This is a genomic window from Nocardia caishijiensis NBRC 108228 (genome assembly GCF_001612825.1).
Taxonomy (GTDB): domain Bacteria; phylum Actinomycetota; class Actinomycetes; order Mycobacteriales; family Mycobacteriaceae; genus Nocardia; species Nocardia caishijiensis.
The window spans coordinates 109804-126282 of the sequence record NZ_BDBE01000029.1 but is presented as its reverse complement, the minus strand read 5'-3'; the positions used below and the strand labels follow the sequence as shown (position 1 = coordinate 126282).

Below are 16479 nucleotides of genomic sequence, written 5' to 3'. Positions count from 1 at the left end.
ACCCTTGCGGAATGCTGTGAGGGGTAGGACTTCAAGGGGGGAGGGGTTGTGGCTCGGTCGGATTCCGATGCGGGCCCGCCGATCTTGGCGACATGCACGGCTTCGGTCGTCACCATTCGAACAGGCTGATCGACGACCGACTGTCGCACACCGATTGTCACCGCGAAATTGGATACCGAGGCGTCCGATAGCTCACGACTCGATCCGAATTCGTCGTCACCTAGCCATTGGTTGGAGAGATAGAGTTGGGAATTTCCGATGATGTCGGCCGATTGAAGAATGACGCGGCCGCCAATGTCTTCAAATTTGATCCCGTGGTGTCGGGGAAGCTTGCGACTATGTGCGCTTCCTTGCTCTACGGAATCGAAAAGATTGAAACGTCCGCAGACTCGGTGCGTCAGATGCATTGGTTCAGTAACCAACCGTCGGGTGAGGCATTGGCTGCCAAATTCAGTCGTGCGGGGCGCGATCTTCTCGATCGACTCAAAGAACACAAGGCAATCGTCAATGATCTCGGAGAAGCGTTCGTCTCGGCTGGTAAGCTGATTCAAAGCAACGAACAGGGTAGCACGGCTGCTTTCGCTCGGATACGCACCGGACTCGACTCCAGACTGAAGGACGAGATAAAGTTCGCCGGGGGTGGTGTTTCCCCGGCCAATGTCACTGTCTCGAGTAACGTGAAGGACGGGTATCGCGCACCTGGGGACGGGCTCAAGGCTGTTGCAGCAAAGCAGGATGGGAAGTATACCGACCCGGTTGCTCCGGAAGCTGGAGTCTCGTTCCTCTGGGACGATTTCTATTACAATCATCTGCTGATGGAGGGAAATGCGCAGATGATCCGCGATCGCACCTTCGTTTGGGGTGGTGCGGAACGGTTGTTCTCCTCGGAAATCGGAAAATTTGAAAACGGAATGACGACGCTGTTGTCGAATGACAGTGAATTATGGAAAGGAGAGGCTCCTACTCGTGCGTTAAACGCCATCAATGCCTACATCGGGGATGCAAAGGCGATGGCAAACTCAATGCGTCTCATCAACGAGAATCTGGCGAATGCGTGCACCTGGATCGCAAATCTTCAGATGCGGACACCACGGGAGCCGAGCGCCGGTAAGCAGGAATCCGTAATTACCAAGAACACAAAGTTGTATCAGTCGGCGTGGGATGAAATATATGTAAAGAGTGTCCGGGATTCCAGCGACTCCATCCCGTTTCTCCGGCAAGCCGCAAGTCCGGTGAACGCGCAGCCGCCGCAACTACCCGTGGTGAATCCAAATGGGAGTGGCGCAGGTACCAACGGCACCGGCGCTGGCGGCGGCGGAGATACGTCGCAGGCGGCGGCGGCTCAGAAGGCGCTGGAAGATCAACAAAAAGCAATCGAGGAAGCCCAGCGGAAGGCTGAGGAGGACGCTGCCAAGGAGGCGGCGGCGCAGGCTGCGGAGGATGCACAGGAAGCACTGCAGGAAGCGGCCGAACAGGCACTGGATACAGCCCAACAAGCGGTCGAAAGTCTGCAGTCGTCGGCGGAGGAAGCGTCGACTGGTCTCGATTCCCTTGAAGCGGCTGCGGAGGACAGCTCTGCGGCTGCGCAGGATGCTCTATCGCAAGGTCCAGATGCACTGTCACAAGGGTTGCAGGCCGCGCAGGAAGCTCTCGAACAGGGACTGCAATCGTCCGAGGAGACGCTCCAGCAATCGGCGATGCCACTGGCCGGAATCCCTGGACTGAGCTCGACGGAAATGGCGGCCAAAGCTGGCGGCGCCGGTGGAGGTGGAGGTGCAAAGGGCGCGGCGAGCGGCTTACCGATGGTTGCGCGTGATGGCAACCAGTCGCGATTGTTCCCCAGGTCTGCGGTCGTGGCAGCCGATGTCGGGTCTGCTGTATCCCGAGCTGGAATCGCTGGTGTCGGTACGCCAGGGACTCCCGGAGCTATGGGTCCCGGTGCCGCAGGCGCGGGGCAGGGGCAGAGCAAGGAGCACAAGCGGCCTGAGTATCTGCGCTCCTCGGAAAACTTGGATGAGGTTCTCGGGGAAGCACCCGTCGTGGTGAGGCCGGTTGTGGAGCGGTGATGCGAACCTGGAGCCTCTCCGAACTGGAATTTTATGTGCTGTGGACGGACATGACGAAGGATGTGCTTCCTGACCCGTTTCTGTTTGTCAGTGACATCAAAACTCAGGACGATCTCGAACGGGAAGTAATCAAGGTGCGTGATCGGCTAAGGGGCGCGACTAAGATGCGCCAGATACTCGGCCTCGCAGCAGATCCGGATCTTTCCGTGGTTGTTCAGGGATCAGTCAACTGTCCTGACGCCGGGCGAAAGCACCTCCGTATGTTGGCCGCGCGGCGTGAGTCCGACGGCTATGTCATCACTCAACTGCCCGGAGATTCGTTTTGGCGCAGTGCTGGATACTCCATCGTATGGTGTGAAGCAGTTGGATTGGCAGATATGATTGTGGACGGTTTGCCGGTGAACGATGCCGGCCGGGTCGGGGAGGTGCCGCTGACTGCCTATTCGGCATCGGCAGACCGGGAATTCGATGTCGGTCGCTCGGCGGTGATCGACTCCTTCGACGAACCGGACAGTCGTCGTTCAGCACAATTTTTGCGCTCGAAGACCAGTGGTGAAGGTGAGATCGAGGTTATTCAGGGTCGGTCGGTCTTCGGCCCGCGAGGGATTACCCGACGGCGTTTCAGTTGGCGCGATTTGGAAGACGATGGCCGATATATCATCAGAGACGGTCGTCCGCCCGTTGCGGTTCCTGTCGATTCTGGGCAATTCGTATCGATGCTCAATGCGCATATTGCATCAATAGTGAGAGTGATCAGGGATGAGCGGCGATGACCGGGATGTCGAATCCAAAGGTACAGGTTGCTCGGGACGAAACGGGGCGCGCTATCGAAGGCCTCGGATCATCGGATATCAAGTTCACAATGAGTGCCGATGGGATCGAAAATGCGCCGCGTGGAAACACAGCTTCCGAGGGTGCACCGGTGGAAGTATCGGTGTCGCCGGATCGATTCGCGGATGAGGTAGCGCAAGAGACACAACGCGTGCTCGCGCCGCGCGCCGATGCTTGGAGGGATGCCGTGATCGGTGCGCTGGCCAGGTTCGGCCCGCGTGGATGGGTGCGGTGTGAGGCGGTCATTGCGCTGGCGGTCGGTAGTGGCGTCGCTCGGGTCGATTGGTACGACAGGCAGGGTGAGTCACTGCGGTCCGACCTGCCCGAGGATGTGCTCGATCTTGTTCGTGAACAACGGGTTCGCGAATCCGAGCACGTGCGGGGGCCGTGGTGGCGGTTGATAGTACGGGCAACAGCCGAGGGGGGATCCGAGTTCGAGTATGACTACGGCGAGGAACCGTTTCCGGACGATCAGTTGCTCTTGCCGCAGGCGTATCTGGCTGACCTGCAAGCTTTTCCGCGCGCACGAGTGCCGGTATGGCTGGCTGCCTACGTTCGGCAGGAACAGTCGCAGCGGCGCTCAGCGCGGCAGGCGGCCGCGCGGGCGCGTGCGACTGGGGTGGCTGCGGCGCGGGCCGCGGACGGGCTGCCCGAATTGGCGGTGATGTGGGCGCGTTGGGCTGCTCTCTCGGCCGCTTTCGTTGCGGGTGGGTTGGAGTGGGGCCCTCGGGTGTTCCCATCGATGGGGATCTTCGAGGGGGATCGGCGTAGCGGGTCGACGTTGTACCTGTTGCCTGGCGACCGGGCCGTGCTGTCCGGCGGTGTTTGGAACGCTCCGGATTTGGAGGCGGCCTACAACGGCACAGGGGTGCTACCCGACTACTACGCTGGTGCGCCCGAGTGGGTGGCGAACCAGGTGCTCAATCCTCGTGCTGCGAACGGGCTGCTCTCGTTCTGCTTCTGGTGGGATCGCGGGCGGTGGTATCGAGGTGAGTCGGCCGAGGTCGAGCAGTTGACGATGGCGATGCCAGGGATCCGAACTGCCGAGGCGGTAGTTGATGCCGTGTGTGCGGGTGCCGCTTCTGGTTTCGGCGCGGTGCGGCGGCCGGCTGCGGCCGTGTTGGTCTCGGCAGCGGAGGGGGGCGCGGTGACCCGCGATCTTTTGACGGAGGCGTTCGGTTCACGAGCCGACATCGATGGTGCGTGGTATCAGCTGTCACTGGCGGGTCTGGTTGACGCGAGTGGTCGCCGGGGAGCTCGCGAAGTGAATGACTCGCTGTGCGGGGATCGAAATATCGACGGCGAAATGTGATTCCTGATTGACAGGTCCTCGTTCGGCGCATATCGAAATACGGGAACTCTGTACGCATATTTCGACCGATCAGGCTGAACGGTTTGCCGCCGATCGTGACAGAAAAGCGATGATCTATGGCGCTTTCGGGGATGAGATGGTACTTGTAACAACAGGTTTGGAGTCTCGTCGGTAGATGACGAGATGGAAGGGGGGAATCGTGGTCGATTCCATGGACGAGTTGGTCGATCGGGTGCAGCGACAGGTCTATCGTATGCGCGATCTGCATGACCAACTCGCGCGGATCAGGGCGCGTGAGGCCTCCGAGGACGAGGCGATGACGGTCGAGGTCGACGGAAATGGTGCCATGACGGCGCTGGACTTCTCGGACGCGGTCAACGGTATGACGCCGGGCGGCTTCGAGTCGACCCTTGTCGCTACCGCCGCCGCAGCCGCGGCCAGTGCCTTCGCGCGCCGGGCGCGGTTGATCGAGGAGTTCAACGCCGAGGTCGCGCGGTAATGTCTCGTTAACTTTCGAGCCGCATATGATTCCCTTAAAGCCCAGTAGCGCAACATAATTCAGCGATGTATGCTGATCTCGACCATCAGATATTTCGGAGGGGACGATGGCCGCTTTGATTCGTACCGACGCCAGTGTAATTTCCAACTACGGCGCGACCAATGCCGCGATGGCTACGCAGGTAGCTGCTGCCGGAGCCGCCGATGCCGGCGCTTCGATGGCTGCCGCGGTCCCGATCTTCGGTTTGATCGGGCAGGATTTTCTTGCCGCGTTCGCTGTGGCGCAGGGTAATAACCTGGCGTCGGTCACCGAGATCGCGGCCGTGCACGCGGGTACTGCGCTTGTTTCCGCACAAGCCGTCGGCGCGATCCAGCTCGATGAACAGGTCGGCGCCGCTGTAATGGATGCCCAGAGGGTTCGCTGACGTTCGATCGTATTCGTTACCGCTGCGAACAATTTCGCGGCGGAGTTTTGTTCGCAATTAGGAGCAGTGGCAATGGGGACTGACACAAACGCGTCTGTCGGGGGCGAGTCGAGCGGAATCCGGTTCGATTCGGTCGCGGCGGTCCATGCTGCGGCGCAGCTCGACACGCTCGCTCAGCGACTGGAAAACGACCTGCGGCTCGAGGAGCACACCCTCTCTCCCGCCCCGGCGGGAAGCGACGCGGTGTCTGTGCGCGCCGCGCAGACGCTGACCACCGTCGGCGAATCGTTTCATCGCAACGTCACCGAGGGTGTGCTGGAGCTACGCAAGATCGCCGCGAACCTGCGCGCGCAATCCGATCAGGTCACCCAGAACGAGGACATCACTGCCGACGAGCTCCGTTCGCGGAACGCCTGACGGGAATTCGCTGATGCTCGAACCTGCACCTCCGGGTTTCACCGGTCAGGTCTGGGAGGCCAAAGCCCCCCAGGACCTGTCCCGGGACCTGACCACCGGTCCCGGTGCGCAGCCGTCGGCCGAGACCGGGCTGGCGTGGGCGCGGCTCGGAGCCAGTTTCGGACTCGCGGTGGTGGAATTCGAGAAGATCCTCGGTGGCATCGATGGTGCCTGGCAGTCCGACGGCGCCAGGGCCGCGGTCGAAAAGATCTCGGCACTGCGGCATTGGTTCCTCGACATGGCCACGGCCGCCGCTTCCAACGCGGCACAGGCCGAAGCGCACGCCGCCGCGTATCAGGTGGCCAGGTTGGCGATGCCCGACGCCGGTGCGATCGCCGCGATCCAGTCGGCACAGCAGGCACTCGAAGCGGTGAGCGCCTCGCTCGGTGCGCCGATGTTGGCCAAAGCCGCGCAGATAGATGGCGAATCGGATCTCGCGAAGGCGACAGCCGCGCGGGTGATGCGAACTTACGAGGTCGTCACCGAACCGTTGGCGACACCTTGGGAACAACCCCAGCCACCGGTGATCGCGACGGCTGATGCGCTGAACGCCGAAACATCAGCGCAGACGCCGGCGCCTGCGGCGGTTCCGGTCGGGAGCGTCGGCATGCCGCTCGGCATCGGCGCGCTGTCGGTTCCGGTGCGGCAGACGGCTTATCGGGGTCGCGTGGTGACGACCGGGGTTACGACTGTCGCGACACCGATCGCGACGACCGCACCGCCGGTGTCCGTGCCCCACGGAGCCGTGCCGATGTCGCCGGGCGGTGTTCTGGTGTCGAAGACGGACGATGAGCACACGAGTCGAGCAGGCTTGCTTTCCGTGGGCGAGGCCGATTTCGACGATGCGGGAGTGCAGGCCGCGCCCGCCGTGCTCGGCGGTTCCTCGGCAAGCGTGCAGGTCGTCACCCAGGTCGAGGAGGCGACTCCGTGACAACTCTGACCACCGATGGGTTGCTGACGTTGACCGAGCGGCTCGGCGTGCAGACGTTGCCGACCGTGCTCGCGGTGTGGCCGCAGTGGGAGACATACGACGAGCTGCGGCAAGCACAGGCGAAGACGTTGGCCGCATTGGAATCCGCTGGTTCGGTGGACGACTTCGGCGAGGTCTCGCCCGAGCTGAGCGACTCGCTGGTCGCGCTCGCTAATCCCGAACGTGAGTTGGTCGTCCGTGTATACGGCGGCGGCGAAATCGTGCGGATGAGCCTGGTCCGGCGTGGTGAGCAACACGCTTTCGCTGTTCGACGCGGCGAACACTTCGAGATCACATCCATGTGGAACGACGGATCAGGCGCCGCGCTGGCGCGCCCGATCCTCGAGGCGCTCGGGCGCTGTGAGGCCGCCCAGGTGGTCAGTTTCAGCGCCCCGGCGGCCGAGATCGCCGAACGACTCGACGGCGCGACGGAGTCATCCGACTACGCCGACGCGGTGTATGCCCTCGGTGTGCAATCGCGTGACGCCACAGCGTACGGACTGGCGTTCGGTTCGTGCCGCTCATTCGCCGAAATCGTCGCTTATGCGCACGAGGACGGCGTCACTACAAGCTCCCCGGGAGCCGTTGTCGTTTACGACACCGCGCACGGTCGCATCGCGGCCGCTCCCGGTTCAGCCCCGGACCAGCGGGTGTGGTCCACAGTCACATCGGGGACCGATCACCGGATCGCTCAGGCGATTTCGGGGTTGGTTGATTCGTTGCCGGGGGGGAGTTGGCTTCCAACCTGGTGACAGCTGGAGCCAATTTGGTCGGAACACTCTCGGTGCGCAGCACCGTCCGGAATTTCCGGAAACAGCATGAGAAGGGTATGAACAATGGGAATCGTTTTTCAGGATCCGGCGGCAGCCGCCGCGGCAGCGAACACGATGGAGGGCGCGATCTCCGACATCCGCGGCACGCTGAAGCGGATCACCGACGCGGTCGAAAGCGTGGGCGGCGGTTGGCAGGGTACTGCGGCCAATGCGTTCTATGACGCGGCCTTCGCATGGCACGAGGAGTCGGTGCGTTTGAACCAGAAGCTCGATGCGGTTCACCAGAACGTAGAGGACGGCCAGAAGCAGTACTCGCTTGCCGACACTGATAACGCCGACGACTACAAGGGGCCGACGGCGAATTCCAACTACGTGCACCTCAACCCCGGTAACAAAGCCTAATCCAATCCATTCGACCTGAAACGGAGAATAATATGTCAGATGTAATGCTGTACAACCCGGCGCAAATTTCTGCACTGTACGACACTCTCAACCAGGAGTGGGCGAAGCTGGAAGCCGGTGCGGACCTCATGGAGAAGGGCCGTGCGCAGATGCAGGCTGGTTGGGCTGGTCAGGGCGACGAAGGCGCTGCGATCGGGAGTTTCAATGCGGTCTACGCGTCGTGGGCGGAGGAGTTCAGTAACACCAAGGTGGTCCTGAACCAGGTCGCCAAGGCCGTGGAGTCGGGTCTGAACCGCGCTCTGGGGACCGACGGAAAGATCGGCGACGGATTCGCCGGTATCGGGTAAGAATTCTGCGACCAGCGCACCCCTCCCGGGTACTCCGGAAGGGGTGCGTTCGTCTGAAGGTAGGGAGGAACAGTGCCTGCCCAGCTGACCACCCGCGCGCAGGTCAACGGCTATCGCTTCTTGTTGCGCAGGCTCGACCACGCCCTGATCCGGCGTGACGTGCGAATGCTGCACGACCCCATGCGTTCTCAGTTGCGTTCGCTGGTTGCCGGTGCGATCCTCGCGTTGTTGATCGTCGCCGGGGCGGCGATCATGGCGTTTCTGCGCCCGCAGGGGGCGATCGGTGACGCGAATATCGTCATGGGGAAAGACAGTGGTGCGCTCTATGTCGTGGTGCGTGACAACAACAACAAGAACATCACCGCGCTGCATCCGGTGCTGAACCTGGCGTCGGCGCGGTTGATCACCGGTAGCAGTGAGTCGCCTACTTCGGTGAAGGATCGCAAGCTGGATTCGGCGCCACGGGGGCCCATTCTCGGTTTGCCCGGCGCGCCGGGCGCGCTGCCTGCCTCGAAGCAGAGCGAACGATCCGATTGGACGCTGTGTGACACGGTGCAGCTGTCGAAGTCGGGTAGTGCGATCTCGTCGCCCGGTGTGGTGACCACGATGGTTGCCGGTCGGCCGCACTTGAACGCGGTGATCCGAGAGGCCGAACCGGCGGCGGCACTGCTGGTGAACAGGGGCGAGAAGACCTACCTGATCTATGACGGCAAGCGGGCCGAGATCGACACGAAAAACACGGCGGTCGCACGGACGCTGCGGCTTTCGGAGTATCAGCCGCGGGCGGTGAGCGCCGGTCTGCTCGATTCCGCGCGCGAGGTTCCGGTATTGACCCCGCCGACTATTCCGCTGGCGGGCCAGCCGGGGCCCGGACGGTTGAGTGAGGTGCCGATCGGCGGCGTGATCAAGGTGTCCACCGCCGAGGGAGACGCACTGTATGTCGTGCAGGCCGGTGGCGTGCAGCGGATTTCGCCGTTCACGGCGCAGGTGATCCGGAACGCGAATTCTCAGGGGATGTCGGAGATCAAGTCGATGCCACCGGACATTCTGGATGGAATGGCGACGGTGTCGGGTCTGCCGATCAACGAGTTCCCCGACGAGATCCCGAACATCCTCACGGGTGAGGACGCCCCGGTGGCGTGCCTGTCGTGGACGAAGACGAAAGCGATTCCGACCAAAGCGCCGGACGCCACCGAGGCACCCGCCGACCGGGCGGTCGTCACGCTGCTGGCCGGAACCCGGTTGCCGCTGCCGGATTCGGCGAAGGCCGTCACTGTGGCCACCTCGGACGGCACCGGCGACCGGATCGACGGCGCCTACATCCCGCCGTCGTCAGGGGAGTTCATCCAGATCACCGGCATCAGCTCGGGCAGCCCACGGCGGGGCAGCCTGTTCTATGTGGCCGACAACGGAATCCGGTATGGCATACCGGATCTGGACACCGCGGAGGTACTCGGCCTGGGACGCACCCCGAAGCTGGCGCCGTGGGAGATCGTCGGCCAGCTGGTGCCGGGGGCGACGCTGTCCAAGCAAGCGGCCCTCACGAAGTACGACTCGCTGCCCACCGGTAGCTGAATCGTCCGACAGCCAGAGCCCGTCCGGCCGATCAGGCCGGACGGGCTCTGTCGTCTCTGGGTAACCGGCTCAGACTCCGAGGTAGTGCTGCTCGGTGGGGGTGGTGACGAGGGTGGCGGTCGCCGTGGAAGTCGGGGTGTGCACGGTGATCGTGGTGGGCGACTGCGGATCCTGGATGATCGTGACGTCGACTTCCGGCCGGGGTGCGGACGTGAATTCGCGGGCGATGTTCACCACGGTCGCGGATCCGGGCGGTGCGGAGGCGGGAACACCGTCGAACACGATGACGATCGCGGGCGCCTGCGGTCCGCCGCCCGCGGGCGTGACCCGGGCGCCCGCATTGCGCGGGGCCACGGTCAGCGCGCTCGGCGCACCGACATTGGCGACCATGGTGTGCCAGGCGGCGGGGCGATCGGTGTGGACGATCGCCCCGGCCCCGAGCGCGATGGCCCGCAGGATCACCTGCTGGGCGAGGTAGAGATTGCCGACGATCTCGATCCGGCGACTGCCGACACCGACCAGCGGAATGGCCACGCCCCGGCCCGAGCGGTCGGCACCGATCAGCTGCCCGCAACCGGTGGTGGGGATGCTGAGGTCGGCGAGGGCGTCGAGGCCACCGCGATAGCCGACCGCCCCGGTGTCGCGGCTGCCGATCGGCAGGCTGTCGGCCAAGGCCCAGAGTTGGCGTCGGGGCAGCGGTCGCAACCCGGCCAGCGGTGTTTCCTCGAATTCGGTGTAGGTGTCGTAGCGGACTCGCGCGTCGACTTCGATCATCTTGCGCCGCTGACCGAGTCGGCCACGGGTGTCGTCACCGGACAGCAGCCGCACCATCACCGTCGTCGCCAGGCTCGGCACCGCCCACACCCGCGCGAAGCCGTCGGCGGTGATGAGTTCGTCGCCGATCTGGTAGCTCGTCAGATAGACGTCTGCTTGTTCCAGGGAGTCGGGTCGTTCGTCGAACTGGTCGATCGCGATGCCGCGACTGAGTTCCCTGATCGCGACGCTCATGTCGGCCGAGGTCAGGATCGCGGCCTTGATGCCGTTGGTCGCGAGGCGGTTGGTCACGCGCAGGGTGGCGATGATCGCCGCGCGCAGCGTGCCCTCGTGGCCGCTGCCCCGGTTGGCGATGGCCTCGGCGTTGGCCAGGGGGTCCAGGCGGAGCACGATCCACATGGTGCGCTGCGCGATGGCGGGCAGCGGGCCGAGGATCTGGTCGTACATGCGGCCGAGCGGTGCCACCTGGGCGGCGTATCCGGTGAGCACGGCGTCGGTGCTCGTGGTGCGGGTGCCGGTGCTGACCACATCGATGGAATCGAGGGCGATATCGAATTGCCGCAGGCAGTGCGCGATTTCGGTGAGCGGCAGGACCTGGTCGGTGCTGAGCGAACCACGGTCGAGCAGGGTCAGTGTGTCCGGTGGCGAGTCGACCCGCAGCATGGTGACCAGGCAGCGGCCGTCCCAGCGCACACCGGCGCTGCCACCGTCGGGCAGCGGGACGTCGAAGGTCGAGTCCTGTTCGATGATGGTCCGGGTGCGCTGGCGCCACCGGTAGTGCACCCACGCGCCCAGCCGCAGGCCGATCGGCACCCCGCGCACCGGGGCGAATCCGCACGCGGCCACCACGAGGCAGACGATCATCGTCGCCCACCACGGCGCGTTGAGCGCGATCGAGATCAGTGACGCCACGACCTCGATGAGCGCGACCGGGATCACCAGTCCCAGCGGTAGGTGGCGGAACAACCAGAACTCCTGCGAGCTCAGCCCGGAGGTGCCTGGCTGCTCGGGTTCCGGCTCCTGGGAGGTCCGTTCTTCTGACAGTTGTTGAATACTCACCGATCTCCACCCGACCCGAACACCCGCCGACGTCGTCGCGCGCGTTCTCGTGCCTCTCTCAGTTGATTTGCCGCGCTCAGTTCGCCGAGAATCCGAGCGAGGCGAGCAGCCCGTCCAGGGCGACTGCCATATCGGGTTCCTCGATGCGCATCAGGATCGAGTCGTCGACGCTGGACAGGTCGAGGGAGTCGTCGTTGGCGAGCCGGAACTCGCGTTCCTCCTCGGCCGCCTCGATGACATTGCGGATGAAACGACCATTGCCCGCCAGATCGACCCCACGGCGGGGCTGACCGCTCTGATCGGTGCTGTGTGTTTCGTAGAGACCTCGACAGGCGAGGACCAACCGGCCGAGTGCTTCCTCGGAGAGCGTGGAGTCACGTGACGCCGCGATAACCTCACCGATCTGGCCGAGTTCTTCGGGTGTGTAGGAGGGAAACTGCAACCGCTTCGAAAAGCGTGACGCGAGACCGTCGTTCGCCGCGAGGAAACGGTCGATCTCACCGTCGTAGCCCGCGATGATCACGACGAGCCGGTCGCGGTCGTTCTCCATGCGGGCCAGCAGGGTGTCCACGGCCTCACGTCCGAAGGCGTCGCCACCGGACAGACCGGTCTGGATGAGGGTGTACGCCTCATCGATGAACAGCACTCCGTCCATCGCGCTGTCGATCACCTTCTCGGTCTTGAGCGCGGTGCCGCCGAGATTCTGGCTGACGAAGTCGACGCGCTTGGCCTCGACAACCTTGTCGGTCTTGAGAATTCCGACGCCGCAATAGATCTTGGCGACCACCCGCGCGATCGTGGTCTTGCCGGTGCCGGGCGGGCCGGTGAACGCGAGATGCTGTCCGCGCGGCGCGCTCGACAGCCCCTTCTCCGCGCGGATCCGGGCGAGCTGGGCGGTGGACTGCAGCTTGGCTACCTGGGTCTTCACCGAAGCCAGCCCGATCTGCTTGGTCAGCTCGGCCCGCGCCTCCGAGAGCACGGTCTTGGCCCGATCCTGGATCTGCGCGTCCTCGAGATCGGACATCGACGGCGCCGAGGCCGGATCCCACTTGTCGGTCCTCGCCTCGAGTGCCTCGCGGGTCGTCACCGTCAATCGGTAGGTCTTGTCCCGCATCGCGGCGGCATTGGCCTCGAAGTCCGGTGCCTGTGAGTACACCTGCTCGAACAGCTTCTGCGCTTCCTCGGCCTTGCCGGTTTCGCGCAGGCACAGTCCGCGACAGAACATGGCCGTGGTGCGTGCCGCCGGGATCGGACCTGCCTCGGCTTGCTCCAGGCGGCGGATCGCCTCGCCGAACAGGCCGAGTTGTGCGCAGGCCGAACCGACCATCACGTGGGCGCCCGCCGCGAGATACGGGTCGTCCCAATCGGCGGACCCTGGCAGCACCGACATCACGTCCGACCAGCGTTGGGTCTGGTAGTGCAGGACGCCACGCACATAGGCGCAGATCCGGTCGTCGACGAGGGCGTCGGGATCGCGGGGCTTGGCGGCTCGATGCCCCGCGAGTTCGTCGAGGATCCGTTCGGCTTCGCCGTACTGCTTGTCCGCGATCAGCTGGGCCGCGTACGCGAGCCAGATCTCGGTGAAGCTCGACAGCGGATAATCGATGTAGAGGCCGGGCGTGAACCGACCGACGAGCTGACGCGGCGCCAAGCCGACCCTGCGCTGCTCGCGATTGAGCGTGCTCGTACTCGTTCGGTGCAGATTGACCAGCACTTCCTGGGTGAGTTCCCCCGCCGCGGCCCGGCCGAGCCAGGCGTCGCACATGCCGTCGTCCCATTCGGTGGCCCGAGTGAACGCCAATCTGGCGTACTCGAGATCGCGGCTCGATTCCTGTCCGTCGATGCTCAGCCCGAGCGAAAGAACCCCCGCGTCGAAAGCCCGTTGTGCCTGGCGAATATCAGTCATTCGCACGTCCCCCGAAATCTATGTTCCCCGTGTAGCTTTCGCCACTGTAGCGCCAGCACGTCGTGGTGGTGCACCGACCGAAACGGTCGGATACATTATGAACGATTGCCCGATTCGGGCAAACCTGACAGCGCAGGGGGAGCTAGTAAGTGACAGCACAGTCGAGTGGTGGTGTGGGAACCACCGAGCCCGAATTGTGCCGTGTGTCCGTCATCGGGGGAAACACCCAGCTCGACGTCGGCCTTCCGGCACATGTTCCGATCATCGCCTTCATCGATGATCTGGTGGCCTTGATCGAGTCGCGGGATCCGCAGCAGCCCGACCAGGAGGACGGCGCGGCGCCGTTGGAGGCGCGTCATCACACGCTGGCCCGCCTCGGTCGCGACCCGCTGCGGCCGAACCAAACCCTCGCCGAGGCCGAGGTTTTCGACGGTGAACTGCTGGTGTTGCGGTCGGTCGCCTCGGCCGAATCCCCGGCGTTGTTCGACGACGTCATCGATGCTGTGTCCCGACTGACCGCAGAGGTGTTCCACGGCTGGTCGGCCGCCTCGGCACGGATGGTCGGGTTGGTCGTTGCCTCGGTCGCGATCATCGCCGGTCTCGGCTTGTCGGCACTGACCCGTGGTCACGGCGCCGACCTGATCGCCCCGATCATGCTGGCCGGTGCGGCCATCGGCTCGTTGGGCGCCGCGGTGATCGCGGTGCGCAAGCTCGGTGCCGAGTTCGTCGGAGCCATGCTGGTGCTCTACACGCTGCTGCTGGTTTTCGGCACCGGTGCCCTGATCGTGCCGGGGGCGCTGGGCGCACCGCACGTATTGCTCGGCTGTACAGCGACTTTCGTCGCCGCGATCGGCTGCTATCGGCTCGCGCGAGTGGGCACGACGATGATCGCCGCGACCGCGACCCTGTGTGCGCTCGGCGCCGTCGCCGCCGCGGTCCGGTTGTTCTGGGAGCCGGGTCTCGACGCGATCGCCGCGGGTCTCGTGGTCGGTGCGACTCTGCTGTTCTCCGCGGCGGCGCGACTCGCGGCGGGCTTCGCCAAGCTGCCCATCCCGCCGGTGCCCACCGCTGGTGCGGCGATCGATCCGGCCGACCACGAGCCGCGTCCGACGATCGAGGGCATCGGTGCGATCGGTGCGACCGTCCTGCCCTCGGCGGCGGGCCTCGGGCTTCGGGCCCGCTACGCCAACAACTTCCAGACCGGCATCGTCGGCGCGGCCGCGTTCGTGGCGGCGGCCGCCGCGGTGGTCGCGGCCGACCCGTTCGGTGCCGCGGGCAGGCCGGGTATCGCCCTGGCGGTCGTCACCGCGACGATCCTGTGCCTGCGTGGCCGTTCCTTCGCGGATCTGGCCCAGGCGTGCGCCATGATCACCGCCGGGTGCCTGAGCTTCATCGCGCTGATCGTCGCGCTGGCGCTCGGTGACCCGGAGATGCTGGTGACCTCGGTCGGGTTGCTGCTGTTGTTCGCGATCGGGTCGGTGGTGTTCGGTGTCCTCGGCCCACACGCCGAGGCGACCCCGCCGACTCAGCGCGCCATCGAGATCTTCGAGTACATCCTGATCATCTCGATGGTGCCGCTGGTGGTGTGGATCATGGATGTGTATTCGATCGCCCGAAACCTATGACGCGCCGAGTACCCGCGCGGCGCATGAGAATGCTCTGTGCCGCAGCACTTCTCGTGGCCTCGACACCGATCGTCGCACAGTTCGGCGAGCCGTCGGCCGCTGCCGCGCCCCCCGGACAGCTGTTGCCCGCCATCGCGCCACCGGGCATCGACCACGCCGCGCTCGGCGTCGCCCAGGACCTCAGCGGACGACCCGCGCCGCTCGAGCCGACCGAGCAGCGAACCGTGTGCGCCCAGCCTCGGCTGAACGGCGCACCGCCGAAGGAAGCACCGGTGGCGCAGCGGGTGCTCGACCTCGAGTCGGCCTGGCAGTTCAGCCGTGGTGCCGGTCAGAAGGTCGCCGTCATCGACACGGGGGTCAACCGGCACCCGCGTCTGCCCGCGCTGCAGACCGGCGGTGACTACGTCGCCGATTCCGACGGAACGGTGGATTGCGACGGCCACGGCACCCTGGTCGCCGGGATCATCGCCGCACGGCCGAGCCCCGACGACGCGTTCGTCGGGGTCGCGCCCGACGCCGAGATCCTGACCATCAGGCAGCTCAGCCTCGCCTACCAGGCCAAGAACAAGCGGGGCGACCCGCCGCCCGGCACCATCGACGACTCCGGCTACGGAAACGTGCTGACCCTCGCGGGTGCGGTGGTGCGCGCTGTCGATTTCGGCGCGACGGTCATCAACATCTCCGAGGTCGCCTGTGCGGCGGCCGGGAGCGATACCGCCGACGGCGCGCTCGGTGCCGCCGTGCGGTATGCCTACGAGCGCAATGTGGTGGTCGTCGCGGCCGCCGGAAATGTGCAGAGCGACGGGGCGTGCTCGGCGCAGAACGACGGCACCGGCTGGGGGAGCGTGAAGACGGTCGCCAGTCCGGCCTGGTTCTCGCCGTATGTGCTCGCGGTCGCCTCGGTGGATCCGAGCGGGGCGCCGTCGGAGCTGTCGCTCAACGGCCCGTGGATCGGTGTCGCGGCCATCGGCAGGCAGATCGTTTCGCTCGACAGCAAGCCGGGCGGTACCGGTCTGGTCGACGCTGTCGAGACGTCGGAGGGATTGAGCGCGATCGAGGGGACCAGCTTCGCCGCGCCGTATGTCGCGGGGCTGGCGGCCCTGGTGCGCGCGAGGTTCCCGCATCTGACAGCCCAGCAGGTGATCGACCGAATCGTGCGGACCGCGCACCAACCGGGCGCGGGCCGCGACGACAAGATCGGCGCGGGCCTGATCGACCCGACCGCCGCGCTGACCGACCAGTTGCCCGAGCAGCCGATCAGCGCGAACGCGCAGAGCCCGCAGGCGTACGTGCCCGCGCCACCGCCCGCGCCCGAGAGCCCGTGGCCTCGGCGCATCGCCGTCTTCGGGTCGTTGGCCTGCCTGAGTGCCCTGGTGATCGGCTACGCGGCCGCCGCACCGTACCGGCGCAGGCAAACCAACGAGCAACTGCCCGAATTGGATTCGTAACCCGGAGGGGGA

General features: G+C 65.1%; 15 protein-coding genes. 13 read left to right on the top strand and 2 right to left on the bottom strand.

All coding sequences use genetic code 11. The annotated features are described in order from the left end of the window. Positions 1-245 precede the first annotated feature (245 nt). From NC7_RS29065 to eccB, 11 genes are all read left to right on the top strand, one after another. The gene (locus NC7_RS29065) at positions 246-2066 is read left to right on the top strand and encodes a hypothetical protein (protein ID WP_157101954.1); all 1821 of its coding nucleotides are present in this window, start codon (positions 246-248) and stop codon (positions 2064-2066) included. Further along, positions 2066-2839, top strand: a complete 774-nt coding sequence (locus tag NC7_RS28470) for an ESX secretion-associated protein EspG (protein ID WP_084458411.1) — start codon at positions 2066-2068, stop codon at positions 2837-2839. The genes NC7_RS29065 and NC7_RS28470 overlap by 1 nt, the downstream gene beginning before the upstream one ends. Continuing rightward, on the top strand, positions 2836-4209 hold the full coding sequence (locus NC7_RS12055; protein WP_157101953.1) for a hypothetical protein: 1374 nt from the start codon (positions 2836-2838) through the stop codon (positions 4207-4209). The genes NC7_RS28470 and NC7_RS12055 overlap by 4 nt, the downstream gene beginning before the upstream one ends. A 211-nt stretch (positions 4210-4420) precedes the next feature. Next, complete coding sequence (locus tag NC7_RS12050) at positions 4421-4708, top strand: YbaB/EbfC family nucleoid-associated protein (protein WP_236573262.1); 288 nt, start codon at positions 4421-4423, stop codon at positions 4706-4708. 106 nt (positions 4709-4814) lie between these two features. Continuing rightward, positions 4815-5132 (top strand): hypothetical protein, encoded by a 318-nt coding sequence (locus tag NC7_RS12045; protein WP_067982120.1) that lies wholly within the window; start codon positions 4815-4817, stop codon positions 5130-5132. A gap of 72 nt (positions 5133-5204) precedes the next feature. Then, the gene (locus NC7_RS12040; RefSeq protein ID WP_084458409.1) at positions 5205-5549 is read left to right on the top strand and encodes a PE domain-containing protein; all 345 of its coding nucleotides are present in this window, start codon (positions 5205-5207) and stop codon (positions 5547-5549) included. Positions 5550-5562: 13 nt separating this feature from the next. Beyond that, entirely contained in the window at positions 5563-6519 is a 957-nt protein-coding gene (locus tag NC7_RS12035; protein ID WP_067982118.1) for a PPE domain-containing protein, read from the top strand. Beyond that, a complete protein-coding gene (locus tag NC7_RS12030) occupies positions 6516-7310 on the top strand; it encodes an ESX secretion-associated protein EspG (protein ID WP_067982114.1) in 795 nt (264 codons plus the stop codon). The genes NC7_RS12035 and NC7_RS12030 overlap by 4 nt, the downstream gene beginning before the upstream one ends. 84 nt (positions 7311-7394) lie before the next feature. Further along, complete coding sequence (locus NC7_RS12025; protein WP_067982110.1) at positions 7395-7733, top strand: WXG100 family type VII secretion target; 339 nt, start codon at positions 7395-7397, stop codon at positions 7731-7733. Positions 7734-7777: 44 nt separating this feature from the next. Beyond that, on the top strand, positions 7778-8080 hold the full coding sequence (locus NC7_RS12020) for a hypothetical protein (RefSeq protein ID WP_067982107.1): 303 nt from the start codon (positions 7778-7780) through the stop codon (positions 8078-8080). A gap of 72 nt (positions 8081-8152) precedes the next feature. Continuing rightward, on the top strand, positions 8153-9655 hold the full coding sequence (gene eccB, locus NC7_RS12015; RefSeq protein ID WP_067982103.1) for a type VII secretion protein EccB: 1503 nt from the start codon (positions 8153-8155) through the stop codon (positions 9653-9655). Between the two features lie 69 nt (positions 9656-9724). Here the strand turns inward: eccB and eccE are convergent, their stop codons facing one another. Together eccE and eccA are read right to left on the bottom strand one after the other, a co-directional pair. Then, positions 9725-11488, bottom strand: a complete 1764-nt coding sequence (gene eccE / locus NC7_RS12010) for a type VII secretion protein EccE (protein WP_236573264.1) — start codon at positions 11486-11488, stop codon at positions 9725-9727. A gap of 76 nt (positions 11489-11564) precedes the next feature. Further along, complete coding sequence (gene eccA, locus NC7_RS12005; RefSeq protein WP_067982100.1) at positions 11565-13394, bottom strand: type VII secretion AAA-ATPase EccA; 1830 nt, start codon at positions 13392-13394, stop codon at positions 11565-11567. A 149-nt stretch (positions 13395-13543) separates the two neighbouring features. Between eccA and eccD the strand changes: the two genes are divergently transcribed. Next, complete coding sequence (gene eccD, locus NC7_RS12000) at positions 13544-15019, top strand: type VII secretion integral membrane protein EccD (RefSeq protein ID WP_067982097.1); 1476 nt, start codon at positions 13544-13546, stop codon at positions 15017-15019. 29 nt (positions 15020-15048) lie between these two features. Next, entirely contained in the window at positions 15049-16467 is a 1419-nt protein-coding gene (gene mycP, locus NC7_RS11995) for a type VII secretion-associated serine protease mycosin (RefSeq protein ID WP_373861247.1), read from the top strand. The last annotated feature ends 12 nt before the right edge of the window (positions 16468-16479 follow it).

Bases quoted from the DNA above. Each gene is read 5' to 3' on its own strand.
- NC7_RS28470 (WP_084458411.1), top strand. From the start codon at position 2,066: ATGCGAACCTGGAGCCTCTCCGAACTGGAATTTTATGTGCTGTGGACG.
- NC7_RS12055 (WP_157101953.1), top strand. From the start codon at position 2,836: ATGACCGGGATGTCGAATCCAAAGGTACAGGTTGCTCGGGACGAAACG.
- NC7_RS12050 (WP_236573262.1), top strand. From the start codon at position 4,421: ATGGACGAGTTGGTCGATCGGGTGCAGCGACAGGTCTATCGTATGCGC.
- NC7_RS12045 (WP_067982120.1), top strand. From the start codon at position 4,815: ATGGCCGCTTTGATTCGTACCGACGCCAGTGTAATTTCCAACTACGGC.
- NC7_RS12040 (WP_084458409.1), top strand. From the start codon at position 5,205: ATGGGGACTGACACAAACGCGTCTGTCGGGGGCGAGTCGAGCGGAATC.
- NC7_RS12035 (WP_067982118.1), top strand. From the start codon at position 5,563: ATGCTCGAACCTGCACCTCCGGGTTTCACCGGTCAGGTCTGGGAGGCC.
- NC7_RS12025 (WP_067982110.1), top strand. From the start codon at position 7,395: ATGGGAATCGTTTTTCAGGATCCGGCGGCAGCCGCCGCGGCAGCGAAC.
- NC7_RS12020 (WP_067982107.1), top strand. From the start codon at position 7,778: ATGCTGTACAACCCGGCGCAAATTTCTGCACTGTACGACACTCTCAAC.
- eccA (WP_067982100.1), bottom strand. From the start codon at position 13,394: ATGACTGATATTCGCCAGGCACAACGGGCTTTCGACGCGGGGGTTCTT.
- mycP (WP_373861247.1), top strand. From the start codon at position 15,049: ATGCTCTGTGCCGCAGCACTTCTCGTGGCCTCGACACCGATCGTCGCA.